23 protein-coding genes and 1 tRNA gene are annotated in these 25,856 nt (G+C 52.9%); 8 read left to right on the top strand and 16 right to left on the bottom strand.

What is annotated here, in order from left to right:
• Positions 1-23 precede the first annotated feature (23 nt).
• The gene (locus tag PsW64_RS08290; RefSeq protein WP_063286306.1) at positions 24-986 is read right to left on the bottom strand and encodes a M14 family metallopeptidase; all 963 of its coding nucleotides are present in this window, start codon (positions 984-986) and stop codon (positions 24-26) included.
• Positions 987-1,034: 48 nt separating this feature from the next.
• Positions 1,035-1,961, bottom strand: coding sequence for a LysR family transcriptional regulator (locus PsW64_RS08285; RefSeq protein WP_063286307.1), 927 nt, complete (start codon positions 1,959-1,961; stop codon positions 1,035-1,037).
• A 198-nt stretch (positions 1,962-2,159) separates the two neighbouring features.
• Between PsW64_RS08285 and PsW64_RS08280 the strand changes: the two genes are divergently transcribed.
• The 6 genes from PsW64_RS08280 (at position 2,160) to PsW64_RS08255 (ending at position 8,661) form a co-directional block, all read left to right on the top strand.
• Positions 2,160-3,743, top strand: coding sequence for an ABC transporter substrate-binding protein (locus tag PsW64_RS08280; protein WP_063303309.1), 1,584 nt, complete (start codon positions 2,160-2,162; stop codon positions 3,741-3,743).
• A gap of 115 nt (positions 3,744-3,858) precedes the next feature.
• The gene (locus PsW64_RS08275; protein WP_063303308.1) at positions 3,859-4,836 is read left to right on the top strand and encodes an ABC transporter permease; all 978 of its coding nucleotides are present in this window, start codon (positions 3,859-3,861) and stop codon (positions 4,834-4,836) included.
• Between the two features lie 10 nt (positions 4,837-4,846).
• Complete coding sequence (locus tag PsW64_RS08270) at positions 4,847-5,767, top strand: ABC transporter permease (protein ID WP_063303307.1); 921 nt, start codon at positions 4,847-4,849, stop codon at positions 5,765-5,767.
• Positions 5,768-5,774: 7 nt separating this feature from the next.
• On the top strand, positions 5,775-6,761 hold the full coding sequence (locus PsW64_RS08265) for an ABC transporter ATP-binding protein (RefSeq protein ID WP_063303306.1): 987 nt from the start codon (positions 5,775-5,777) through the stop codon (positions 6,759-6,761).
• Positions 6,758-7,762: an ABC transporter ATP-binding protein gene (locus PsW64_RS08260; protein ID WP_063303305.1), complete on the top strand. Its 1,005-nt coding sequence runs from the start codon at positions 6,758-6,760 to the stop codon at positions 7,760-7,762. The genes PsW64_RS08265 and PsW64_RS08260 overlap by 4 nt, the downstream gene beginning before the upstream one ends.
• A 29-nt stretch (positions 7,763-7,791) precedes the next feature.
• Positions 7,792-8,661, top strand: coding sequence for an N-formylglutamate amidohydrolase (locus PsW64_RS08255; protein ID WP_208980657.1), 870 nt, complete (start codon positions 7,792-7,794; stop codon positions 8,659-8,661).
• Positions 8,662-8,726: 65 nt separating this feature from the next.
• On the opposite strand, the gene PsW64_RS08250 is transcribed toward PsW64_RS08255, so the two are convergent.
• The 5 genes from PsW64_RS08250 to PsW64_RS08230 form a co-directional block, all read right to left on the bottom strand.
• Positions 8,727-8,803: transfer RNA gene (locus PsW64_RS08250), tRNA-Arg, on the bottom strand.
• Between the two features lie 113 nt (positions 8,804-8,916).
• Positions 8,917-10,089, bottom strand: coding sequence for a DUF1513 domain-containing protein (locus tag PsW64_RS08245; RefSeq protein WP_208980656.1), 1,173 nt, complete (start codon positions 10,087-10,089; stop codon positions 8,917-8,919).
• Entirely contained in the window at positions 10,070-11,167 is a 1,098-nt protein-coding gene (locus PsW64_RS08240; RefSeq protein WP_063303304.1) for an imelysin family protein, read from the bottom strand. The genes PsW64_RS08245 and PsW64_RS08240 overlap by 20 nt, the downstream gene beginning before the upstream one ends.
• Positions 11,167-12,711 (bottom strand): di-heme oxidoreductase family protein, encoded by a 1,545-nt coding sequence (locus PsW64_RS08235; RefSeq protein WP_082831054.1) that lies wholly within the window; start codon positions 12,709-12,711, stop codon positions 11,167-11,169. Before PsW64_RS08235 ends, PsW64_RS08240 begins: the two co-directional genes overlap by 1 nt.
• Before the next feature lie 129 nt (positions 12,712-12,840).
• A complete protein-coding gene (locus PsW64_RS08230) occupies positions 12,841-14,109 on the bottom strand; it encodes an imelysin family protein (protein WP_063294327.1) in 1,269 nt (422 codons plus the stop codon).
• Between the two features lie 435 nt (positions 14,110-14,544).
• On the opposite strand from PsW64_RS08230, the gene PsW64_RS08225 reads away from it, so the two are divergent.
• Both PsW64_RS08225 and PsW64_RS08220 read left to right on the top strand, forming a co-directional pair.
• Positions 14,545-16,395: a glycerophosphodiester phosphodiesterase gene (locus tag PsW64_RS08225; protein WP_063303303.1), complete on the top strand. Its 1,851-nt coding sequence runs from the start codon at positions 14,545-14,547 to the stop codon at positions 16,393-16,395.
• A gap of 25 nt (positions 16,396-16,420) precedes the next feature.
• Complete coding sequence (locus PsW64_RS08220) at positions 16,421-16,819, top strand: hypothetical protein (protein ID WP_057463102.1); 399 nt, start codon at positions 16,421-16,423, stop codon at positions 16,817-16,819.
• Positions 16,820-16,857: 38 nt separating this feature from the next.
• On the opposite strand, the gene PsW64_RS08215 is transcribed toward PsW64_RS08220, so the two are convergent.
• From PsW64_RS08215 to PsW64_RS08175, 9 genes are all read right to left on the bottom strand, one after another.
• Positions 16,858-17,052, bottom strand: a complete 195-nt coding sequence (locus PsW64_RS08215; RefSeq protein ID WP_057463101.1) for a hypothetical protein — start codon at positions 17,050-17,052, stop codon at positions 16,858-16,860.
• Between the two features lie 83 nt (positions 17,053-17,135).
• Positions 17,136-17,993 carry a carbohydrate ABC transporter permease gene (locus PsW64_RS08210; protein ID WP_057463100.1) on the bottom strand — a complete coding sequence of 286 codons (858 nt, stop codon included), beginning with the start codon at positions 17,991-17,993 and terminating at the stop codon, positions 17,136-17,138.
• A complete protein-coding gene (locus tag PsW64_RS08205; protein ID WP_063303302.1) occupies positions 17,990-18,868 on the bottom strand; it encodes a carbohydrate ABC transporter permease in 879 nt (292 codons plus the stop codon). Before PsW64_RS08205 ends, PsW64_RS08210 begins: the two co-directional genes overlap by 4 nt.
• Positions 18,869-18,945: 77 nt before the next feature.
• A complete protein-coding gene (locus tag PsW64_RS08200) occupies positions 18,946-20,235 on the bottom strand; it encodes an ABC transporter substrate-binding protein (protein ID WP_063303301.1) in 1,290 nt (429 codons plus the stop codon).
• A gap of 61 nt (positions 20,236-20,296) precedes the next feature.
• Complete coding sequence (locus tag PsW64_RS08195) at positions 20,297-21,388, bottom strand: ABC transporter ATP-binding protein (RefSeq protein ID WP_063303300.1); 1,092 nt, start codon at positions 21,386-21,388, stop codon at positions 20,297-20,299.
• Positions 21,385-22,167, bottom strand: coding sequence for a DeoR/GlpR family DNA-binding transcription regulator (locus PsW64_RS08190; protein WP_063286329.1), 783 nt, complete (start codon positions 22,165-22,167; stop codon positions 21,385-21,387). The genes PsW64_RS08195 and PsW64_RS08190 overlap by 4 nt, the downstream gene beginning before the upstream one ends.
• A 201-nt stretch (positions 22,168-22,368) precedes the next feature.
• The gene (locus tag PsW64_RS08185; RefSeq protein ID WP_057463095.1) at positions 22,369-23,013 is read right to left on the bottom strand and encodes a GntR family transcriptional regulator; all 645 of its coding nucleotides are present in this window, start codon (positions 23,011-23,013) and stop codon (positions 22,369-22,371) included.
• Positions 23,014-23,176: 163 nt separating this feature from the next.
• The gene (gene gndA / locus PsW64_RS08180; protein ID WP_057463094.1) at positions 23,177-24,604 is read right to left on the bottom strand and encodes an NADP-dependent phosphogluconate dehydrogenase; all 1,428 of its coding nucleotides are present in this window, start codon (positions 24,602-24,604) and stop codon (positions 23,177-23,179) included.
• Between the two features lie 201 nt (positions 24,605-24,805).
• Positions 24,806-25,750 carry an L-lactate dehydrogenase gene (locus PsW64_RS08175; protein WP_063303299.1) on the bottom strand — a complete coding sequence of 315 codons (945 nt, stop codon included), beginning with the start codon at positions 25,748-25,750 and terminating at the stop codon, positions 24,806-24,808.
• Positions 25,751-25,856 lie beyond the last annotated feature (106 nt).

Raw genomic sequence — 25,856 nt, 5'->3', positions numbered from 1 at the left:
AAACTCCCAGCCATAAAACGACATTAATCCAACAACCTGCCCAATCGCACGGCAGTCTTCCCAACCAGCAACCGGCGACTTGGCATAATCAGCACGCAGTTGTCATGCGGTGTTGCAACTGGCGTGTCTCCATCCGTCGCAATCACAGTTCCTTTCTCGGCAATCACCTCCATCCCGTGGTAATCATCGCTGAAACGGAAATCTTTATGCTGAACCGTAACAGGTGCCACGATTTCTATTGTTTTTTGCGGAACCAGTGGCGGCTGTTCTGCAAGAAACACCTCACTAAAATCAGAAGGTACACACTCTGTTGCACGTAGGAAGCGAATACACGCCGCAATAGCACGAGGCCCAGCCGCAGCTTCCCAATGTTGCCCTGCCTCCAGCAACAGCGCAGCCTTGGGGCTCATTGCGTCGCCAAAGCCGTCATAATCACGCAGCCGCTTGCCTTCCTCATGGCCGGAATCGCAGATAATCCACTCAGGATCAGCCACTTGCTTGGCTAACGCACGGCCTTTCTCCTGATCCCCAGCCAGCATAAGCGGCGGATTCTTGTGCTGCATGCTATGCAAGTCCAGCAGGTAATCTACGGTATCGACAACAGGACGCACTTCGCGTGCTCGTTCCAGCTCGCGCGTCACTTCTGGGCCATTCAGCGAGCAATTTTGCCAAACGCGGTTGAAATCCTGATCCAGATAACGCGAAGCAGTTGGGTCATTCCGGTCAAACGAGTTGTAAGCCGCCACATTCATAAAAGCGAAGCTCAGCTTGCCGCGCACAGGCCGAACTTCCTGCTTAAACAGCCAGTCCAAAGCAACAGCGCCACACGGCTCATTGCCATGCACCAGCGCAGAAATCATCACATGAGGGCCAGCAGTGCCGGAATCAAATGTGGTGATCCAATCCACTCCGGTATTGCCGACTTTGTAGGGCAGGATATCGGGGAAATCGATTTCGATAGGGTAAGCTGTACTTTCAATAATCATGGCAATGGTCCTTGAAAAGTATAGGTCACACCAGCCAAACAACCATATCTAGGCTGGTGTTGAATATGGGTCCTCAATCTCAAAGGCGCGCGTGAACTCAATGAATTTTCTGGCGATTGGAGTGCTCGGTGTCGTTGCAGGCAATATGAAGGCGTTGAGGTAGGAGATACGCGGCTTAAACGGCAGAAAAACCAGCGTTTCTGGATGGTTTCGCGCCACGGGAAACGGGTTGAGGACGCTGACACCAACACCTGCATGCACCAGCTCACTCACGGAGACGGCGGTAGAAGATTCGGCAACAATATTAGGCCGAATTCCCCGTTCCGCAAACATGCGCTCCAAAATCGCCCGCACGGGAAACCGACGGGTGAGGGCGACGAAGTCCTGCCCGTCAAAGTCCTCGGGCTCAATAAACGCTTTTCTGGCAAGGGGATGATCCCGATGCAAAACCGCATGCGCAATGGCAGAGCGCAGCGGTTCCAGGGTCAATCCAGCGTGTTTGGATAACCCGTCGGTAATCCCCAAATCGGCATGCCCTTCAGCCACATGATTGCGAACATCCGAGGATGTACCAATCTCCAATTCAACCTTCTGCCCCGGATAAGCCTTGATGAAAGCAGCCATCACGCCAAGCAGAAAACGGTGTGAGATTGTTGGCGGCGCAGCAAGGCGCAGCGGCTTGCTGCTGTGCTGAGAAACGAAGGTCTCGTTTTCAATTCCTGCCAGCATCTCAAAAACGGGCTCAAGCTTCTCATTCAGAGCCAAAGCATCAGAGGTTGGCACAAGCCGGCCGCTCTCCCGATTAAACAGCGTTTTGCCGAGACGTTCCTCCAGATGCTTGATCGCGCGGCTCACTGCTGGCTGCGAAATACCAAGGCGAGCAGCAGCGGCAGTTGTTTTGCGAACGCTGATGACAGCGCGTAAAACTTCAAACTCTCGCAGGCTGAGACGGGGGCGTGTAGGGGTATCTGACATAGTTCTATGCGTTTTGATTATAAAATTTTGAATGACAATGTTGAAAACACATACTACGGTTTAAGTCAACCGCGAAGCTCTACCGGTGATTTGCCCGTTTTGGCAGAAGCACACTCATATAAAGAAGCAGCGGCATTGTTACTGGGCGAATGAATTTTAATCGCCAGAGGGAACGAAAATTTTGAGGGGGGAGCAGCAATGATTAAGCTGCACAAATGGCTTGCTGGGACAGCAAGTGCCATGTTGCTTATGGGTGGAATAGCGTCTGCTGAAGACCTGACGATCGGCTTGTCATCAGAACCAAGCGCGATTGACCCGCACTACCACAATCTGGGCCCGAACAATATGATCGCCTATCATATGTTCGACCGCCTTATTCACCAAAACGAAAAACAGCAGCTGCAGCCTGGCCTCGCAACCAGCTGGAAGCCAATTAACGCCACCACATGGGAACTGAAACTGCGTGAGGGCGTGGTGTTCCATGATGGTAATCCGTTTAATGCGGATGATGTGGTGTTCTCATTTGAGCGCGCACCAAATGTGCCAAACTCACCATCCAGCTTTGCCACATACACCAAAGGCAAAACGGTCAAAAAGATTGATGACTACACAGTCCATATAGTGACTGAAAAGCCTTATCCGCTTGTTCCTAATGACATTTCAACCGTCAGCATCATCTCTGTAGAAGCCGGAACGGATGCAACAACCGAGATGTACAACTCCGGCAAGGCAACTGTTGGCTCCGGCCCATACAAATATGCGGAGTACGTGCCAGGTGACCGCATCGTTTTGGAAGCAAACCCTGATTACTGGGGCGCAAAGCCAAAGTGGGACAAGGTAACCTTCAAGCCCATCAAATCCGGCCCATCTCGTGTGGCTGCTTTGTTGGCGGGTGATGTTGATCTGATCAACGGTGTCCCAACAACAGACATTGAAGTGCTAAGCAGCAATGACAAAGTCTCGTTGTGGCAGGGCCCATCCAACCGCGTCATCTACTTGCATCTGGATCATGACCGTGACGACAGCCCGTTCGTGAAAGCCATGGGCGGCGGGGCCATCAAAAACCCGCTGAAGGATCAGCGTGTTCGTGAAGCGATCTCCAAAGCCATCAGCCGTGATCTGATTGTTGAACGTGTGATGGAAGGTGTCGCTGTCAAAGCAGGCCAGCTTCTGCCGGATGGCTTCTTTGGTGTCAGCGAAAACCTGAAGCCGGTTGAGTATGATGCAAAGGGTGCGAAAGAATTGCTTGCAGCTGCCGGTGTTGGTGATGGCTTCGAACTGCGCATCCACGGCCCGAATGACCGTTACATCAACGATGCCAAGATCGTGGAAGCTATCGCACAGATGCTTAACCGCGTTGGCATCAAAACCGATGTGGAGACCATGCCGCGGTCTGTCTACTTCAAGCGCGCATCTCGTGGTGGTCCAAACAACACGCCCGAGTTCTCAATGGTTCTCGTGGGGTGGGGCGCTGGTTCTGGCGAAGCATCCTCACCACTGCGCTCTCTCATCCACACCTACGACAAGAGCCGGGGGTTCGGCTCTTCCAACCGTGGCCGCTACTCCAATGCTGAAGTGGATGCCATGATTGAAGAAGCTCTGGCAACTGTCGATGATGAAAAGCGTCAGGACCTGCTCGCCAAAGCAACCGAGATCGCCATCAACGATCAGGCGATCATTCCGCTGCATTATCAGGTGAATACGTGGGCGACCCGCAAGGGCCTCGAATACCTGCCACGCACGGATGAATACACCCTGTCCTGGGGCGTATCCGCTGAGTAATCGCATGCAAACAAAAGACCGGCATAGCGCTTATGCCGGTCTTTTTCTTTTCTAAGGCCAGCACTCACCTTAATTATTTCAATGGGTTGGCTTTACCTGCGAAAGATTTAAAGACATGTCTGTCTTCGTTCTCAGACGCCTGATGCAAAGTGGCATAGTCATGATTGCTATGTCCGTCATTGTGTTCTTTGGCGTGAATGTGGTGGGGGACCCCATCGATATGCTGGTCGCACCGGATGCGGATCAGGCCGAGATTGAGCGCGTCATCCGCGACTTCGGCCTCGATAAGCCCGTGTGGCAGCAATATACGGTCTTCGTCAGCAACGCCTTCAAAGGAGATCTGGGCACCTCCTTTATCTTTGGTGAGTCAGCGCTCAAACTCATTGTAGAGCGGATGCCTGCCACGCTGGAGCTCGCCTTCATGGCGCTCCTCATGGCGATTGTCATCGGCATTCCACTAGGTCTTTACGCGGGTCTGCGCCCCAACGCCATCTCCTCGCGTCTCATCATGAGTGGCTCAATTTTGGGTTTTTCACTGCCCACATTTTGGGTTGGCATCATGATGATCATGCTCTTTGCCGTGATGCTCGACTGGGTGCCCGCCACAGGGCGTGGAGACACCATCTCGGTGCTCGGCATGCAGGTCTCGTTCCTCACCGCAGATGGCTTCTCTCACATTGTTCTCCCGGCTCTCAATCTCGCGCTCTTAAAAATCTCGCTGGTGATCCGCCTGACACGGGCAGGGGTGAGGGAGGTCATGCATATGGACTTCATCAAGTTCGCCCGCGCCAAAGGCCTGTCCTCCAGCCGTATTGTCATGGTGCACCTGTTCAAGAACATCATGATCCCCGTGGTCACGATCCTCGGCTTGGAGTTTGGTTCACTCATTGCCTTTTCAGTCGTAACGGAAACAATCTTTGCATGGCCCGGCATGGGTAAATTGCTCATTGATGCCATTCAGCAGCTCGATCGCCCGATCATCGTGGCCTACCTGATGATTATCGTGGTGCTCTTCGTCGTCATCAACCTGATTGTTGACATCCTCTATTCCATTTTGGACCCGCGCGTGCGGCTTCAGGATGCGGCGAACTAAGGGGCATCTCATGACCATAGAAACAAGCCTCAAACCACCGCGAAAGCAGCTCTTTTCTGGCGATACTCCTATGAGCCGCTTTCTCTCGGAGTTTGTGGAGAGCAAAGTCGCTGTCGTCGCTGCGCTCCTGCTGTTCACAATCATCATGGCAGCACTGTTCGCCCCATGGATCACCCCGCAAAACCCCTATGACCTGGCACAAGTCAGCGTGCTGGATGCCCGCATGGAGCCGGGAGAGCAAAGCTTTGACGGATACACCTTCTGGCTTGGCACAGATGGGGCAGGGCGCGATCTGTTCTCTGCAATCCTCTACGGCCTGCGCATCTCGCTCTCCGTCGGGGTGACAAGTGGCATCATCGCTCTCATCATCGGCATGTCAGTCGGCCTGATCGCAGCTTATGTTGGAGGTCGCACAGAAACCTTCATCATGCGCATTGTGGACCTGCAGCTCTCCTTCCCAGCGTCTCTGGTTGCTTTGATGTTGCTGGCACTGATGGGCAAAGGCGTCGACAAGATCATCCTCGCCCTCGTGGTAGCGCAATGGGCCTATTACGCCCGAACGGTGAGGGGAACAGCCCTTGTTGAGCGTGGCAAAGAGTACGTGGAAGCTGTCACCTGCCTTGGTCTTAGTCATGCCCGCGTGCTCTTCCTGCACATCATGCCCAACTGCCTGCCGCCACTCATCGTGGTAGGAACGGTTCAGACCGCCCACGCCATTGCGCTGGAAGCAACTCTGTCGTTCCTCGGCGTTGGTCTGCCGCAGACAGAACCATCTCTCGGCCTGCTCATTGCCAATGGCTTTGAGTATGTGATCAGCGGCAAATACTGGATCTCAATCTTCCCCGGCATAGCGCTGCTCATCACCGTGGTTTCAATCAATCTGGTGGGTGATCAGCTGCGTGATGTCCTCAACCCCCGCCTGAGGAAGTGAGGACAATATGAACACGCCAAACACACTCACAGTCAAAAACCTCAAAACCCACTTCTTCACAAAGGCAGGTGTGGTCAAAGCCGTTGATGATGTCAGCTTCTCCGTCAAACCCGGTGAAATCCTGGGCCTCGTTGGTGAAAGCGGTTCCGGCAAAACCGTTACGGGTTTCTCGCTCATCGGTCTGGTGGATGAGCCGGGCAGGGTGGTCGGCGGCTCAATCCTCCTCAATGGGGATGATCTGGCCAGAAAAAACGAAAAGCAGTGGCGCGAGCTAAGGGGCAAGAAGATTGCCATGATCTTTCAGGACCCCATGATGACCCTCAACCCTGTTCTGCGCATCGATACGCAGATGATTGAGGCCATTCAGGCCCACGAGGACATCTCAAAACAAGCCGCACGACAGCGTTGCCGAGAGGCGCTGGTTCGTGTCGGCATCGCTTCTCCGGATGAGCGCCTCGCGTCCTACCCGCACCAGTTCTCAGGCGGCATGCGCCAACGCGTTGCCATTGCCATCGCATTGCTGCACGAGCCGGATCTGATCATCGCAGATGAACCAACAACAGCTCTGGACGTCACCATTCAGGCACAGATCCTCTACGAGGTCCGCAAACTGTGTTCCGAGACCGGCATGTCCCTCATCTGGATCACGCATGATCTGGCTGTCATCAGCGGTTTGGCAGACAGGATCGCCGTTATGTACGCTGGGCGGATTGTGGAGCAGGGCAGCATTGATGAAGTGCTGGACGCACCACTGCACCCCTACACCAAGGGCCTCATTGAATCTGTCCCAAGCCGAAACAAACGCGGCGCCAAACTCTACCAGATCCCCGGCATGACACCCTCTTTGCTCAACTTGCCCGCTGGTTGCGCCTTTTCCAGTCGTTGCTCGGCAAAACAGAGTGATTGTCTGGTCGCCACGCCAGAGATCACGCAGTTAGGAGAGGAAAGGCAAGTCCGTTGCTTCCATCCTGTAAAGCAGGAGGAAATGGCATGACGCTTCTGGAAACTCCGGTCATCGAGCTGCAAGGCGTCTCCAAGCGCTTCACCAAAAAGCTGGACCTTGCTGAGAAAACACTTCGTTTCTTCGGTTCCAGTCTTAAGGAGCAGGTGGTTCACGCGGTCGATGATGTCTCGCTCAGCATTGCACCGGGCGAAGTGGTTGGTCTTGTTGGCGAAAGCGGCTGCGGAAAATCCACGCTGGGCCGCGTCGTGGCAGGCATCCATGAGGCCAGCAACGGCACCGTTCAGTTCCATGGAGACAACGTCAAACAGCTCTCCGGTGCGGATGCTAAAAATGCCCAACTGAAGGTGCAGATGATCTTTCAGGACCCCATGTCCTCTCTCAACCCACGCAAACGGGTGAATGAGATCATCGGGGAAGCACCACGTGTCCATGGGCTCATATCAAAAGCAGAGCTCTCCGACTACGTGGACCAGATGCTGCTGCGTGTGGGGCTCGATCCGGATTTCAAAACCCGTTATCCGCATCAATTCTCCGGCGGACAGCGCCAACGTATCGGCATCGCCCGCGCTTTAGCAGTTAACCCGGAATTTCTTGTCTGTGATGAGTCCATTGCAGCGCTTGATGTGTCCATTCAGGCGCAGGTCATCAATCTTTTCATGGACTTGCGGGCACAACTCGGCCTCACCTATCTGTTCATCAGTCATGACCTTGGCGTGGTGGAGCACCTCTCCGACCGTGTGGTGATCATGTATCTGGGCCGCGTAGTTGAGATCGCGAAAACTGATGAGTTATTTGCCAGACCAAACCACCCCTACACACAGGCCTTACTGCGCGAAGTCCCGCGTATTGATGCCCGCAAGCAGGTGTATGAGCCGATCAAAGGCGAAATCCCGTCACCACTGGCCCCACCAAGCGGATGTCATTTCCATCCGCGCTGTCCATTTGCCACCAAACGGTGCACAGAGCAGCAGCCAACCCTGAGGGAAATTGCTCCCGGTCATGTCTCTGCCTGTCACCTCAATGATGCCTAGTTAAACCAAAAATATTTGAGAGAAACACATTGCCCCAATCCATCGAAAACGTGCTGAACATCCATCGACCCGCAGAACTGACCAACCCGCTGGTGGTGGACTCTCCTCATTCAGGAGAGATCTACCCGGCGGACTTCCGCCCTTGCGTACCCGCCAGCCGCTACAAATGTGCAGAGGACAGATACGTCCACGAACTCTTTGAAAAGGCGGCTGAAACTGGCGGAACCTACCTCGAGGCGCTCTTTCCTCGCATCTACATCGACCCAAACCGCCGCGCAGACAACATTGATCCGGCCACTATCAAAGGCTGGACACGAGCAGCAAAGCCCGATTTCCGCAGTAACCTCGGCAAAGGCCTCATCTGGACGGAAGCCCCGCCTACCAGCGGCCCGCTATATGATCGTGAGTTGAGCGCTGCGGAGATCGAGAACCGCATAGATGCCTATTACACACCCTACTACGACGCACTCACGCGCCTGATGGAACAAGCCCATGCGCGTTTCGGTGTGGCCTATCACCTGGACTGCCACAGCATGCAGGCGGTCTCCACCGTCATGCACGAAACTGGAGCAGGTGAGAAGCGGCCAGACATCACCCTCAGTGATCGGGATGGTACCACCTGCGACCGCGAATACATCTACACCGCTTGGGAGATCCTCACGAGCCTTGGCTATGAGGTGAAGATCAATGATCCCTACAAAGGCGCAGAATTGGTCATCCACACAGGCCGCCCCGCCCAGAACTGGCACTCAATCCAGATCGAAGTCAGCCGCGGCCTCTACATGAGCGAAGTAACACTCGAAAAATACCCAAATTTCACCACTCTCCAACAAGACCTGGGAACCTTCCTGAATCGCCTCTCCGAGTTCACAAAACAAAAAATCCAGCAGCCAGTATAAGTCAGCAAACTTTGCAGAGCAGAAGCTGCGAATGCAACTTGGTAATCGAAATTGTCAGGAAAATATGGTGCACCCGATAGGATTCGAACCTATGGCCTCTGCCTTCGGAGGGCAGCGCTCTATCCAACTGAGCTACGGGTGCCTGTGTCGGGCGTAGGTGCCCTTGAGGTGTTGTAGTCTTTACCCGATCCTAAGCCGCGCTGCAATGCGCCAATTACAACAACCCTCGAAAATGTGGAAAGGCGCGGGGAGAGCCTAACCCTCCCGCAAGATACCCAGTGGTGTCAGGTGGTTATCCCAGCTGACGCCGGCGCTCTGGCTGATAATCTGGGCCACACCATCCTCGGTTCCGCCAAAGCTGATGGCGCCGTTTCCGTCAGTAATAGCAAAGCTTTCCTCGTCCAGCGGAGCCACACCACAGCCATCTGCAACCTGGTGGAAACCGATGAAGGACCGCTGCGCCACATCCCAGTACAGGATTTTACCGCCACGCGGACAGGAGGCTGCAATCACGTCGCCGGAGCGGTTCATCTCCACGCTGCCAACATAGTTCTGCAGGCCCTTGGTAAGCTCCAGTGGCATCTCCAGAGCTGTAGCGGCCTTATCAAGCCCCAGATGCACCATCAGCGGAGGCGTCGCATCCTTCGCACCCTGAAACTGCCCGCCAACCCACACATCACCATTGCCGTCAAAGCTCATGTGGCGCAGGGAAAGCTGGTGCAAGTCAGAGGCAAGGGCCTGCTTGGCAAGCAAATCACCTGTTGCGGTGTCAATGAAAGCCACAGTGGGCTTCATCGTGTCCAGGTTCAGCTTCTCACGCCCCATGTCAGGGTGAGTTTCAATCCCGCCATTGGCAACAACAAGCTGCGAGCCATCGGGTGACATCAGCAAATCATGCGGACCAACACCATAGCTCTCGAACTCGCCGATCCGCTTTGGCTGGTCACCGGAAACATCATAGACGCCGATCACACCGCGCACGTTGGCAAAGTCATTTTCCGGCGCATAGGCCAAACGGCCATCAGGTGAGAACACCCCGTGCCCATAGAAATGACGATTTTCAGGTGACGTGAAAACAACCGGCTCTCGTGCACCTGTCAGGTCTGCAAGCACCGCAAAAGTCTCGGGCCGCCGCGCGAAGGACAGCAGGCGCATAGAGTTGCGGTCAAAGGATATGGCATGCCCGCGATCCGGCAACGCTGTCTGGTACAGCACCTCGCCATCTTCGCTAAACACCGCCAGAGCATAACTGCCCGTTGGTGTACGCAAAGCGCTGGTGAACAGTTGCAGGTCTGCGGCCTCAGTAAAAGGCAGGCCATTGGCAAAAGCCAGAGAACTGCTGGCGCTTAAAGCAACACCAGAGGCAGCAAGGCCAGTTAAAAACTGCCGTCTGCTCAGAGCAAGGGGCTTAGTCGCCATCAAGCGCATTAAAGCCTCCTGCAAGGCCAACATAGCCAGCAAGGTCTTCTGCCATCACCACTTTGATGCCATCGATAATGGTGATGAGATAACGCAGTTGCTCGCGCACCTCTGGCTCTTTGCCAGTGTCCTGAAGTGGTTTTGGCAGGTTAGCAAGCACACGCTGCGCATTGGAAAATTCAAAGTTCAGCGAGCTTTCCACCCAGTCCTGCTCGTCTTCCAGCACCTTTGCGTAGCCACCTGCATTCAAAGCGCCTTGCAAACCCGCAAGGCTGGCTGAAAGGTAAGTGACAGCATTACCGCTGCGGGCAAAGGGAGCTTTCTTTGGATTGGCCTTCTTCTCAGTCTTGCCAAGCACAACAAGCAGATACTGGTCCTTGTCGACAATCAGACCCGTGGTGATGGCATTGAACACCATCTCCGCAGCTTCTTTGTGGGTGTGCACCACACCACCACCTTTGGTTGGTTCCAGAAGCACCTTGGAAAAACCGTCAGGATCAGACCATTCGGCTTCAAGTTCCAATCCGGCACCAACCAGATTGATGCTGATGCTCTCGGCATAATCGCAAAGGTAAACAGCGTCCTTGCCAGAACCAAGCGTCAACGTGCCATCACTGGCGTAAGAGATGCGTTCAAGAGCAGTCAGCCCTTGCAAAGCAACGCTTTTGACAGAAAGGGAAGCGGGGTCGCGAACAGTAGGGTCCTGCTTGGCAACCACCTTATTGATCTGGCGCCGCACCACACCGCGACTGTCCGGCAAAAAGGCGAGGCGCTGAGCAAGGTTGTCCTGCGCCATTGGCCCATAGCGTAAAAAGTCAACGCCAGCGAGTGCAGCAACGGATTTGCTGAAGGCCTCGTTAAAGGCAGTGGTGCTTTCTGTCGTAGAACTGGTGCACAAATCACCAGTCCGTTTCTCAAGATCGGTCAACGCGCTGACAAGCTGTTTGGTCGCCGGGCGAATATACTGCTCTACGCTGGAGCGCGGGAACTGAGCATAGTCAGTGGTATCTGCCGCAAAAGAGGGCGTAGAGACAACAATTGCCGAGGCAATGGCCAGGCTGAGAGTGACAGCACGCTTAAACTGCATCAAAGAGACTCCAGGAACCGGATCAGATTAGCTCGATCCTTAGCAGGCATTTCAACTACACGGGTTTTGGCAGCTTCTGCTTCACCGCCGTGCCACAGCACAGCTTCCAGCAGGCCACGTGCACGTCCATCGTGCAGGAAGAACCTGTGATTATTGACAGTTTCTGTCAGTCCAATACCCCAAAGCGGCGGTGTTTTCCATTCATTTCCGCTGGCAGAACCTGTTGGACGACCATCAGACAAACCTTCGCCCATATCGTGCAACAGCAGGTCTGTATAAGGCCAGATCAGCTGGAACTGATGCTCCGGGTTTTCAGCTGTGCGGCTGGTGACATATTTAGGCGTATGGCAACTTGCACAGCCTGTCTCGTAAAATACCTTTTTACCAGCAAGCACTTGGGTGTCATTCGCATCACGACGCGCTGGCACGGCAAGGTTTTGAGAATAGAACACCACAAGGTCCAGAACTGGGTCTGGCGCTTCTGAAACACCAAGATGCGCCTGCTCGCCATGCGCTTGCTCAAAGCACGTAGTCTGGGCTTCGGTGCAGTCTCCATAATTGCGCAGGTCATACGGTGTCGAAATGCCGATATCGCCTGCAAAAGCACCAGCAGATTGAGATTGCACGGTGGCGTTCAGCGCCTTCCAGCCAAAGCGGCCAACCTGCTTGGTGTCAGGGTCAGCAGGGTTCACCCAGCTTACACGGCCAGAAATGCCATCACCGTCAGCGTCCTCCGGATCAGCCTGAGAGGTGATGTCGGTGTCTGCAATCGCTTCCAGCAGGCCAAGGCCAATCATTGGCGGCGCAACACGAGCCGAAATCAGCGCATGCTCAGACATCGGTCCATAAGCCAGATTCTCAATGGTGTAGGTTGGCTTGCGTAAAGAGGCGGTCTCACCTTCAGAAAGATCAATCTTGACCTCTTCATAGGTGATTTTCATCTCACCTTCTCCGGGAACGCCAGGTACGCCAAAGTTCTGCAGCTGGCCACCATAGGTCGGCTCGGGAAGGAGAGGCACTTCACCGCTCTCAATCAGAGCCCGCTCTTCCGGCGTGGAAGGGGCAACTGAGAGGCGCATGAAGATGGAAACTGGGCGTTCGTCATCAACCGGCGGGCGACCACGCCCTGCTTTCGGGTGACAGCTTTCGCAGGCGCGAGCGTTAAACAGAGGGCCAAGACCATCAGAGGCGCGCGTGGAACTTGGGGTCGACACCCAGAACTTTTGGAACAGGCTCTCACCCAGACGGAAATCCTGATGCTGCTCGAAAGGGAGGTTGGCACTTGGGTAGGTAAAGACAGCGCGATTGAGAGGCTTCCGGGTCGTTGTTTTTCCCGCTTGCATCAACTCAAAATTTTCAGCTTTGGAGAAATCTGTCGGTGCCTTCAAAACCCGGCTGACTTTCGCTTTATCCCCGTCACTGAGATCGGTTCGCTGGTTCAGATCAACAGCAGAAGCGGCGGGAATGAGGAAGCTGGTAAAAGCGGTGGTAGTGGCTATCACTCCTGCACGACGGCGAAGTGTGGCTGGAACCATTCCTGGCATAACGGGTGCCTGTATTTACATAGGCCTTCGCAAAAACGCTAAAACACGCAAATGAACGCACATAACAACGCAAACAAAAGGCGAGGGGGATAAGTCCCGCACGAGGTGTCTCGTGCGGGACTGGATATCTTATTCGAATACTGCAGAAGGGTTGTCGAGGCTGTCGGAGCCTTCGAATGCAATATTTTCCAGCTTCAGCACCTGAACAGCACGCTGAATGGAAGATGTCTGGTCAACCAGGCTATCGATAGCAGCCTGTACCACTGCGTTACCCTCTGTGTTTCCTTCACCAATCATCTGGTCGTAGGATTCAGTGGTTTCAGCGCGGGTTTTCATGGCTGTAAAGGTGCCGAGGGAAGCATTCAGCTTGCCTTCCAGCTCAGTTGAAACAGCGGAATCTGCCTTTGCAAGCAAGTCCTTAAGGGAAGCGCCTTCAACAACAGAACCGTCAACGCGGGTGTATTTACCCTGGAATACGTTGTTGATGCCAACCACGTCGTTGTAGTGGGACATATGGGTGTTGTCAGAGAAGCAATCATGCTCTTCTTCAGGATCGTTCAGCATCAGGCCGAGCTTCATGCGCTCACCAGCCAGTTCACCGTAAGACAGGGAACCCATGCCGGTCAGGATGGTTGCGATGCCTGCAGCTTCGCCTTTGTCAGCCAGCTCTTTACGTGCTGCGCCGTCGGCTTTCCATGCTGCGACCATCTCTTCCAGATCGGTGATAAGCAGCTTCGTTGCAGCCTGAAGGTAGTCTGCACGGCGCTCACAATTGCCACCAGTGCAATTTGCAGTGTCGAAGTCAGAAGCAGGACGGTTGCCAGCACCTTTCCCCGTTCCGTTCAAATCTTGTCCCCACAGCAGGAATTCAATTGCGTGGTAACCGGTTGCAACGTTTGCTTCCACTTCACCAGCTTCCTGAAGCTGTTCAGCAAGCAGCGCAGGGGTGATTTCGGTGGCGTCGATTTCTTCGCCAGCAACAGTCAATTTAGTGTTTGCAATGATGTTCGCTGCGTAAAACGGGTTCTCTTCGGACTCATTGCCGTAAGCACCATCAACGTAGTCGATCAGACCCTCGTCAAGCGGCCAGGCGTTGACCTTGCCTTCCCAGTCATCAACGATCGCGTTACCAAAGCGGTAAACTTCTGTCTGCTGGTATGGGTTACGAGCTGCAATCCATGCGCGGCGTGCGGCCTTCAGGTTGTCTTCAGTTGGCTCTGCGACAAGCGCGTCCACTGCACCCTGAAGGGTCTTCGCAGTTGTCAGAGAGTCTTCAAACGCTGCCTGGGCGATGTCGCCGTAGGTTGCAAGAACGTCAGAAGGAGTTGCAGCGACAGCAACAGTAGAAAGGCTGCCGAGTGCTACAGTGCCGAGCAAAGCGCCACGGATAAAGCTCATTGTAATCCCCTTAAATGTGCAGTGAATTCGCCTCGCGCTGCGAGCGGAAAATCCGGGCTGCACGAATTCAGTTTGCCAAATGTTGTCACGCCCTAAAGCGTGAGAAAACTGCGGCTATTTCATATTCCTGACTATTGTTGTCAAGTTTAAAAACGTGCACTTTCAGTAGTTTAGAGTATTTCTAAATATGAGTTTCAGTTGCAACTTATTGTCATTAAAAGCTTTTCCGCACTTTTGCAGTTGCAAATCATTCGCATAAATAAATGGGATAATATTGGGAAAATACGCGAATCCCCCGCTCAACTGTTACCGTTTGTTTGGCATATCTTGACTTCGCAGCACCTATGCGCTCTTACGGAACCTTCTTCAGGTACATTGCATTTAATTGGCATCAATCAGCCAGTCTGTCTGCACCAACAACGATAAGAACAGGGTATGGCAGCTCGATTAAACACGCTTGCTCAATTGATACTTCGTGGCTGGAAAGCAAACGCATTTCGCTTGCTGCTGGTTCACTATGCCTTTGTTTTTCTCGGTGCAGTTGCAATCACACCTATTGTTGCTGGGATCGGCAACTTCGTTATTGGCCTTTCCGGCAATGCAGTGCTGGCCGATTATGAGATCGCGTCTTTCTTTCTGTCGCCGATTGGGCTGCTCGGTGCGTTCTTCTTTGTCGTCGTCTTCATCGCCATGGCACTGCTTGAGCAGGTCGCTCTGCTCGCGGTGCTGGACAGGCAGGAAAGCGCGTTCCCTGCTGCACGTAATGCTCTGTTCTCAACGCTCAGCATGTTCCCCCGCCTTGGTATGTTTACATGGCGGCTGACACAGCGATTGGTGATGGCAATGATCCCGGGTCTTGTCATTATCGCACTGAGTATACTAATCTTTTTGCAGGAGCATGACTTCAGCTACTACCTCCAGTTTCAACCCGTTGAGTTCTGGATGGCTGCCTTCTTCATCGGAATTGGGGTGGCACTGGTTATCGTTATGCCACTCTATGCCATCCTCGTCTGGGGTTTGTCTTTGCCGCTCGTGGTGCTGAGAGATCATCCTGTTGGCTCCGCCTTTTCGCGGGCCCGGTTCCTCTCGCGTGGCCTCCGTCCTGTCTTTGCAGGTGCCGTCTCGCTGTGGTTACTTCTGGACATCCTCATCCATGCGTTCTTCCTGATCTCGCTGGAACTGATCGGCTCCTACGCCATTTCGTTTGGGGAGAGCTCCCCCGAGACATTGGCAGCGATCCTGGGCAGTCTCGTCGTGCTTCTGTTGGTCGGCAATACACTGATCAGTGGCGTGATGTCTGGCACTATGGCGTTGCTTTTCAAGGCAGCTTTGTTCGTTGCCGATGGAAAGGGGCACACGTTCTCTGAGGTGCCGCATACGCCAAAGCTGGAGAGTAAGTGGGCCAACCCACTGACACCTATGCGCCTTGCCGCTCTCATTGGAGTGGTCGGAACCATCGTGGTGCTGACAGGGACGTATTGGGTCTCAGCCGATCTGCCGCAAAAAGACGTCCTAATCATCGCCCACCGCGGGGCCTCCGCCCACGCGCCGGAAAACACCATAGCAGCACTGGAGCGAGCAATTGAGGACAAAGCCGACTGGATTGAAGTCGATGTTCAGGAAGCCGCAGACGGCTCCGTGGTCATCGCCCACGACAGCGACTTCATGCGCCTCATCAGCAAGCCAGCCAATGTCTGGGACCTGACACTGGAGGAAATCCAGGCTCTCGATGTGGGCGGATGGTTTGGGATGGAGTTTCAGGGTGAACGCGTCCCAACGCTTCGCGAGGCGCTTGAGATTGTGAGGGGGAAGGCAGTTCTCCTCATCGAGCTCAAATATTATCCCCGCAGCCGCAACGAACACCTCGAAAATGAGGTCGCACGCATCATCACGCAGGCTAACATGGAAAACGACATAGCAATCATGTCGTTAGAACGATCAGCCCTCTCAAGAATACGAAAATTAGAACCAAATTGGAACATCGGCCTTCTTACCGCCACATCTATCGGTAATTTCTCCGAACTCAAAGGAAACTTCGTAGCCGTCTCCTCCGCCTCCGCCTCTTTGAACTTCATAAGAAGAACACAAGAGACCGGTAAACAGGTTTTTGTCTGGACGGTTAACAATCCGTCTACCATGTTGCGCTACATCTCCATGGGCGTAGATGGAATTATCACGGATGATCCTGCACTGGCGCGTAACACCCTGGAAGAATATAAAGAAATGAACCAGTTCGAGCGGTTATTACTTCATACTTCTGTCCTGTATAATCTGAGCTTGAACTGACACTTAGACCGTAAGAATCTAGTATATGCCGTATCTTCTAGTAGTGTTTATGGGCGCGTTGCTGACTGCCCTCTCAATGACTAATTCTGCGACTTCCAAGCCGCCAGTATTGCTGCTGGGAGACCGCGACACTGTCAATGCGATCGTTGCCGAGGTTAATCTCCCCGACGACCGCCGCGGCCTCGTGCATGTCATTTTGGAAGATGCTCGCGTCAAAGCAGAGCGCCTGGATAGCCCAATTCTGCCGATTTCTGCCAGTTCTGAACCTCTCGTAGAGCTTCCTGCAGAGAAATTTACACTTGAGCAGCTGGATGTAGAAACGCGCAGTGAACTTGTTGAAGTCCTCGACGAAGACCAAATGTCCGAGTTGCACCGCGCAATAGAAGTGGTTTTGGCGAGCACTGAAACCGTTAGCGTAGATTGATTTAAATACTACACTATCCATCTGAAGTAACAGGCCTATTACTCATCATCTTCGTTATCGTCCGGAATAGCAAGATCCACCGCTCCTCCTACGACACTTGTTCCAACCTTTGCAGTTGTTGTTACTGCAGTTGTAGCAACAGAAACAGCAGCTCCCCCGACTGAAACCACGGCACACCCAGAAATTCCGAGTAATACTGCAAAGATACTGGCTGTTATTGCGGTAAGTTTCATTCATTCCCCTCAAAAAACTGTCGTGAACCTCCTTAAAGGTCACCTATTTCACTTAAATTTGAGGGGTAAGAATTACGATTTCCCTACTTAATCCCTGCGCGCATGAAGCTCTGCACAAATTGTCTCTGAAACAGCAGGAACGCGATCAACAGCGGACCTGATGTCATGAGCGTTGCTGCGTTGATAACGCTCCACTCCACCCCCCCATCAACCGCGGCAAAGATAGAAAGCCCAACAGTGACGGGACGCGTCTCTACCGAGTTGGTGATAATCAGAGGCCAGAGGAAATTGTTCCAGTGGTGACTGACTGAAACAAGCCCGTAAGCGAGGTAGGTCGGAATTGCCAGCGGTACGTAAACCTTCCAAAGCACCAATAAAGGCCCGGCACCCTCAACGCGTGCGGCTTCATCTAACTCTCGCGGAATAGTCTTAAATGTCTGTCGCAGAAGAAAAATTCCGAACCCAGACGCCATATAAGGCAAGCCAATTGCTACGATGGTGTCTATCAGGCCAAGGTTTCGGATCATCTTGTAATTCTCGACAATCAGGATATCCGGCATCACAAGCAGCTGTAAAAGCACCAGAGTGAACAGGATATTTGAGCCGGGGAACTCGAAGCGTGCAAAGGCATAGGCCGCAAGGGTGCCCAAGACAAACTGCGCTATCAGAATGATCGTCACCAGCATGGTCGTGTTCAGGAAGTACTGAGCAAATGGAGCTGCTGACCAGGCTTTGGTGAAGTTCTCCAAAGTGAGCGGTGCAAACAACTCGAAATTGGCTTCATAAGCTGCTGGATGGAATGCAGTCCAGATCGCATAGAGCAGAGGCAGGGCCCATAAGATCGCCAGTGTCCATGCTCCGAACGTGTTGAGAGCACGATCAAAATCGAACTGGCGTGGACGTGTCGCTTCAACAGTGTTGGAAAGAGATAAGTCGCTCATCTGTAGTGCACCCGACGATCCATGAAGAAGAATTGGCCGATCGCAATGATCGAAAGAAGCGCCAGCATCACGACAGTCAGCGTGGCGGCATAAGAGGTTTGCCAGTACTTGAAGGCGACCTCATAAATATAAAAGAGCAGCAAAGACGAAGCGTTATCTGGCCCTCCGCCTGTCATGGTGAAGATGTGATCCACCAGGCGGAAAGAATTGATAACAGCGTTGATAGATACGAACAAAGTTGTTGGCATAAGCAAAGGCCATGTGATTTTCCAGAAGAAGGTCCAACGGCTCGCCCCTTCAATATCAGCAGCTTCTTTGTAGGAGGGTGGAATGGCTTGTAGTGCTGCCAGATAGAAGATCATGAAGAACCCGGCTTCTTTCCAGATGGTCACGACCATCATGCAAATCAGCACTGTTTCCTGCTGGCCCAGCCATGAGTTCTCGGGAAGCCCGAAGACACCCATGCGGATCTGGTCGATCAACCCAAAGCCCGGCGTATAAAAGAATAGCCAGATATTTGCGACCGCGATCAAAGGCAACACAGTCGGTGCAAAGAACGACATGCGCACAAGACTACGTCCCTTAAGCTTGTCATTCACCCAGATGGCCATCAGCAGAGAGATGCCGATAGAAGCTGGAATGGTTGCCATCGCATACCAAAGGTTATTGACCAGTACTTTCCAGAAGGTTGGATCCGCTATCAACTCCTCATAGTTCTGCAGTCCAATGAACTTGGCTGGCCTGCGCCCACGCGGAGTGGAGAAGAAACTATTGATGATAGTGGTGATGGCCGGGAAGTGGGTAAACGCGAACAACATCACCATTGCTGGAGTGAGCAACAGCCACGCGTAAATCCACTGCATACGTCTGGTCATCGGGCAACCTCTTGGAAAATGCTGGAGCGAGGCACAGAACGGCTGCACCTCGCTGGGTCATGTGAAATCAATGTGGCTTAGCGGTACTCAGAAAGAATACGATCCGCTTCTGCTTGGGCACTTTTCAGGGCTTCTTCCGGTGTTTTCTTACCGGTGATTGCAGCATGCAGGGCGTCGTTGAAGACACGGGTCACGCGCTGGTTCTGGAACGTGGAGAGTTCTGCAACGGCGTGCTTCAGCTGCTCACGAGCAACGAGTGCTGGCGGGAAGTCAGCTGCATAAGCCTTCATCTCATCAGTTTCCCAAGCTGCTGGAGACGGCGCAACGTAGCCAGTCGCCATAGACCACTTTGCAGCCTGCTTTGGAGCAGTGATCCATTTCACGAAGTCTACAGATGCCTTTTTCTGCTCATCGCTGGAATCTTTGAAGATGTAGAAGTTACCACCACCGGTCGGTGCGCCGCGACGCTTGTTTGCCGGCAACATAGCAACGCCGAAATCGAACGGAGCGTTGTTGCGCACGTTGGTCAGGTTACCAGTCGAGGTCCACATCATAGCGGTATTGCCTTCAAAGAAGGCCTTTGGAGTAGCACCCCACTCGATGATGCCTGGAGCCATCACGCCATGCTTGCCAGAAAGGTCGACAAGGTACTGCAGAGCTTCAACAACCTTTGGATCTTCGAAGTTCGTTTTGTTACCTTCGGCATTCGCCAAAATTGCGTCATTCTCGGTGGTCAGGCCTTGAAACAGCCAGTATGGGAAACCAGAGGAAGGAATGCGCACGCCCCACTGGGTGACGTTGCCGGAAGCGTCTTTCTTGATCAGCTTCTGGCCCATGGAAACCATTTCTTCCCATGTTGCAGGTGCTTTTTCAGGATCCAGACCTGCCGCTTTAAAGGCTTCCTTGTTCCAGTAGAGAACTGGTGTCGAGCGCTGGAACGGAATACCGTAAGTCTTCCCACCAGTTTGGGAGTTTTCCATGAAGGCAGGATAGAAGCTATTCAACCACGTCTTGTCTTCGTCAGAGTTTGCCACATCATCAAACGCAATGATCACGTCTTCATCGATCAGAGTGAACATGTCGACTGACAGAATTACAGAGAGCTGCGGAGGGTTGCCGCCACGCGCTGCGGTCAGAGCTTTGGATACAGTATCCTGATAAGAACCGGCATAAACAGCATCGATATTCACGTCAGGATGAGCCGCCGCATATTCTGCTGTCAGTTCTTCAATTGTTGTCGCGGCTGTACCGCCAACAGCCACAGGAAAATAGAATTGCAGATCAACCGCATGAGCGCTGATCGCAGTACCAAGGGATAGAGCAGCAACAGAAGCTGCCAGACCTAAAGACTTGAAAATGGATTTCATAGGTTTATATCCTCAAATTGCCCTAGTAATTGGGGCACTCCAATGCGCTGATGCGCGTTTTTCAAGCCGGCTCGAATTGCACCTCGACCGGCTTGAATTCTTCCCGGCGCTTGCCGGTATCTCTCTGAAAGCTTGCAGGAATTTTATCATCCCAGGCCAGGCCAATGCTCTGCCCCGGGCTCAATTCGGTGCTGCCTTTCACGCGAACAAGCAGCTTTTCACCGCCAACAGAACAATTAGCCAGCGTATCTGCCCCCATGTATTCAAGGCTTATCACCTGGGCCGGAACACCGTTTTCACCAGTTAATCTGATGTCCTCCGGGCGCAGGCCCAGTAAACATCCTTTTGGTGCATCAGGCAGCAGGGATTGAGCTGTGACAGGGGTGACAGAACGAACCTTGTCCAGCTCCACAATGTTCATCGGCGGAGTACCAATGAAGCGTGCTGTAAACACGCTGGCAGGGCGCTCATAGATTACTTTTGGCGTTGCAACCTGCTCAACCTCACCTTTGTTCATCAGCACCACCTGATCGGCCATGGTGATGGCTTCTGTCTGGTCATGGGTCACATAAACCATTGTCAGCCCAAGCTGCTGCTGTAGTGCTCTCAACTCTACGCGCATCTCCTGACGAAGCTTGGCATCAAGGTTAGAGAGAGGCTCATCCATAAGGCAAACAGGCTTTTGTGAAACGATGGCGCGACCTAGAGCAACCCGCTGCTGCTGCCCTCCAGAGAGCTGGGATGGCTTCCGGTCCAACAACTGAGAAATCCCGAGAAGATCAGCTGCAGTCTTCAGCCGCTCATCCCGCTCTGCTCTGCCTACTTTGCGTACTTTGAGCCCAAACAGAATGTTTTCAGCCACAGAGATATGCGGAAAGAGCGCATAGTTTTGAAACACCATAGAGATGTCGCGCTGGGCGGGGGAATGATAAGTCACATCTCTCCCGCCTATTGTAATTTGCCCGGAAGTCGCTTCTTCCAACCCGGCAATCAAGCGCAACGTCGTGGATTTGCCGCATCCACTTGGCCCCAATAAGACCGTAAAACTTCCACCATCCACGGACAGGTTGACATTGTCGACTGCCGTTGAGTCTCCCCAGGACTTGGTCAGGTTTGAGAGTTCTAGACGAGCTGGATGGTTCAGGTTGCTCATAGAGTAGGCTCCTGTTTGCAGATTACGAGCTCTGCAGATGACTTCTCAATTATTGAAAGGATTGAAGCTGGCGGAGTTTCTTCGCAAAAGATCTTCGAAACATCAGTCAGAAAGCCAGCGCGAACATGGGCGAGGCGACCGAACTTGGAATGGTCCAGAACAAGAAATGATTGACGACAGTTCGCCAAAATGGCCTGACGGGCAGTGGCTTCATCCTCGTTGAAGTCGAGGAGGGTGCCATCGCTATCCACGCCAGCAACACCAAAGATGCCGACGTCAAACTTGTAGTTTTTGAAGAAACCTTCCGCGCTTGAACCAAGAACGTCTAGGTCGCCATGACGCAATCGGCCTCCTGCAATCGTAACTTCGCTGGAAGTGTTCCGTAGTGCTGCAATGGCAACGTTCATGTTGTTCGTGAAGATCTTCAACCCCTCATGGGTATCAAGTGCTTCTGCAACAATCTCGGGCGTCGTGCCGATGGAAAAAGCAAGTGTTGCACCATCGTCGATGTACTCCGCAACAGAGTTCCCAATCGCGTTCTTTGCTTCAAAATTGAGGATCTTTCGGGCTTTGTAGGTGATGTTGCCCCGGTTTGCCGGAACCTCGACGCCACCATGAACCCGTCTCAAAAGCCCCAGTTCGCTCAAGCGGTTTATGTCTCGACGGATCGTCTGGGTGGTAACCGCAAACTGCTCCGACAACGAGTCTACGCTCGCGAAACCATTGGACCGCACGAGAGAGATGATCTCTGATTGTCTTGTACTGAGCGCTGTTTCCATCACAAAAGTCTGCTTCAATCTGCAAATATGCTGTTCATATGAACGTCTACTATGTTCATATGAAACTTATGTGATATCTCAGACTAATAAAAGTGAAGCTTGTTTTGGCTGGTTTTCTAGATACTTATACCGACTCGCTTAAACAAAAAAACCCACCCTGTTAGCAGAACGCGCCCCAAACTATCCAGATTTTGATAAGACTCAGGTGAGTTGAGTGAAGAATTTTAAGCGAGCCTTATGGGCTTCTGCGATGTGGTGACGTGCAGCTTTGTCTGCACGGTCACAATCCCGCTTGGAAATTGCATCCACAATCTCAGCATGTTCTTCAATCGCTAGACGACGACGGTCATCATCCGTCAGGGTCGTGCCCGCGAGCAGCAGCAAAGATAGGCGCATATGATCAATTTGCTCAACCAGATAGCGGTTGTGGGAAGCGAGATAGAAGCGGCGATGGAACTCACGGTTTGTCTTGATCAGACGCTCTGCATCCGCAAGGTTCTGCATGTCGGACTCGACCATTTCCTGCAGAATTTCGATCTCAGCGCTTGAGGCGTGCTGCGCAGCAAGACGACCAGCAGTTCCTTCCAGAACTTCGCGCAGATAGTACAGTTCGCTGATCTGGTTATGGTCCAGACTAGGAATGACCATGCCGCGGTTTGGTTCATGAACAGCAAGCCCTTGCGCCTCAAGGCGCTTCAGGCCTTCCCGGATAGGTGTGCGGCTGACACCGAATTTCTCTGCCAGTTCAGCTTCTCTCAAGCGACTGCCGGGTTTCAGCTCACGGCTCTCAATCGCTTTAATGAGACGGCGGTAAATCTCAGCTCCATTGGGTGAATTGGCAGTCACATCTTATTCCCGGGATTAGTAAAGGCTTAGTTTGTAGCTTCTACATGCCAGCCTTCTTAAAGACGGGCAGGGCCACATAGGGGTCCTGCCAGTTTCTGTATCAAATTTCAATCAGGCATAGCACAGCCTAGTTAATAACTAGCATGCCTAAGTTGTATCTGGCTTACGCGCCACCAGCAGGCCAAGGGCCATGGAAGCCGGAACCTTCTTTGTCCGTACGTTCAAAGCCATGCTGACCGAAGAAGTCCCGCTGACCTTGAATCACATAGGCAGCAGTCCGCTTCTGACGGATCATGTCAAACGAACCAAGCGCTGCTGAAAGAGCAGGCGTAGGCACGCCGTTGGTGATGCTCAAGCTCAGCATATCGCGCAGACCAGGAACAGCATCTTTCATACGTTCAGCAATAGCAGGAGCCAGGTAGAGAGATTTCAGGTCAGGATTTTGGTCATATGCCTGCGCAATCTCATCCAGGAAGCGTGAGCGGATAATACAGCCCTGACGCCAGATGCGGGCAATGTCACCCATTGGCAGATCCCAGCCGTTTTCCTTGCCACCAGCAGCCAGCACAGCAAAACCTTCAGCGTAGGCTGCAATTTTACCGGCAATCAGAGCACGTTCACAGGCATCAATGCCTTCCTGCTTGAGTTCCCAAGTCAGCACTGCATCAGACTGCGGGTAGAGTTCTGCAACTTCCTGACGGAGTGCGCGACTTGCAGACATGCAACGCGCTGCAACAGCTGCATCAATACCAGTTGCCGGAACGCCAAGCAGATGCGCTTCGACAGCGGACCAGCGACCAGTGCCTTTTTGACCAGCAGTATCCAGAATAACATCCAGAATTGGCTTGCCGCTCTCTTCATCAATCACACCCATAACGTTTGCGGTGATCTCAATGAGGTAAGACGCCAGCGGGCCTTCATTCCACTTGGAGAAGATCTCGGCTTGTTCCTGAATGCTCAGGTGAAGGGTCTCGGTGAGCACTTCGTGCACTTCAGCAATCATCTGCATGTCAGCGTATTCAATGCCGTTGTGCAAAGTCTTCACAAAGTGGCCAGCGCCTTCAGGGCCCATCAAAGCAACACAAGGTTCGTCATTGTGCTTTGCTGAGATCGCTTTCAGGATAGGCTCGATACGCCCATAAGCGGCTTCAGAAGCACCAACCATGATGGATGGGCCAAAGCGAGCGCCTTCCGCACCGCCAGAAACGCCCATACCAACAAAGGTGAATGGCGTGTCGGCCAATTCTTTGTAGCGGCGATTACTGTCGTGGAAGTCGCTGTTGCCTGCGTCAATCAGAATGTCACCGTCTTTCAGGTGGTCTTTCAGAACAGAAATCTGCTGATCAACTGGCTCGCCTGCCGGAACCATCAAAATGATAGGACGAGGGGCTTTGATGTTCGCTACCAGCTCTTCTGTGCTGTAGCAGGGAATAAACATGTCTTTGAGGTGTCCAGCCTTCTCCATGAAAGCTTGGGTTCCCTCTGCAGTACGGTTGAACACCGCTACTTTATAGCCATTGTCTGCGATATTAAGAGCCAGATTGGCTCCCATGACGCCTAGTCCAACAAGGCCGATATCCGCCTGTGTCATCAATACTCTCCGCGCTGCAAGTGGTGCACAGACGCGCGCAACAAACCTAATCCAATAGCTAACTTGGCGATTGTATGCGCTTGTGCATCAGAAACTAGGTCTGTGGCATAGGTGAAAAACAGGTTTTTGCCAAGGTGAGAATAAGAAAATTCCGCAAAAGCCTAATAAAACTGCCGAAATAGAGCTTTTGCGGGATCAGCACTATTTCAGGTGCTTGGAAAGCACTTCTTTTGCCGCTGTTTCCAACGCCACTGCGGACGCTTGCAGCTGGCTGCGTTCCAACTCATCCATACTAGGGAAGAGGGTAGCTTCAATACCATCAGCACCCAGCACTCGCGGCACTGAAAGGGCCGTGTCCCTCACGCCAACGATCTCTTCATTGACGATGGAAAGGCTGATGACAGCATGTTCATTTGTCACAATAGCCTTCACAATGCGGGAGAGCCCTGCGCCAATGCCATAGTTGGTTGCACCCTTGCCTTCGATGATCGAATAGGCAGCGTAACGAACACCATGGTCAATACGGTCACGAACATCTTGAGTGATTGGCTTGTTGATCTGCTCGGCAAAGGTAAACAACGGCGTGTTGCCTGCCTTTGCGCCAGACCAGACAAGCACTTCACTGTCACCGTGCTCACCAAGCACATCTGCATGTACAGAGGTTGGCGTGATGCCCAGATGTTTACCCAATAAAGTACGGAACCGTGCAGTATCCAGAATTGTACCTGAGCCGATAACGCGATTGCGCGGCAGACCAGAAATTTCGGTCGCAACCTGGGTCATGATATCAACCGGATTGGTTGCGATGATCAGGATCGCATTTGGTGTATATTTCAGCACCTCAGGAATGACTTTTGCAAACACACCAGCATTGCGTGCCAACAGCTCAATCCGGGTTTCACCCGGTTGCTGGTTGACACCAGCCGCAATCACGACGACTGCTGCATCCTTCAAGTCACTGTAATCACCACCAATAACGCTCATCGGCCGCGCAAACGGGGTTGCGTGAAGAATGTCTTCCGCCTGGGCAATAGCGAGTTTCGGATTGTAATCGACGAGCACAATTTCGTTGCCCACACCGTTCATGGCCATGGCGTAGGCTGCAGTACTTCCAACAGCGCCAACACCAACTACACCGATTTTCATAGGGCCATCCTTTTCTCGCCGTCTACAGGGCATCCTGCTGGCTTTTATAATATTATGCCTGTCTCCTAGACAGTTGCTCTAGGGAATGCAATTCCCTCAAGCGTGA

The sequence above is a fragment of the Pseudovibrio sp. W64 genome, assembly GCF_001623145.1.
Classification (GTDB): Bacteria; Pseudomonadota; Alphaproteobacteria; order Rhizobiales; family Stappiaceae; genus Pseudovibrio.
This window is presented reverse-complemented; position numbering and strand designations above follow the sequence as displayed.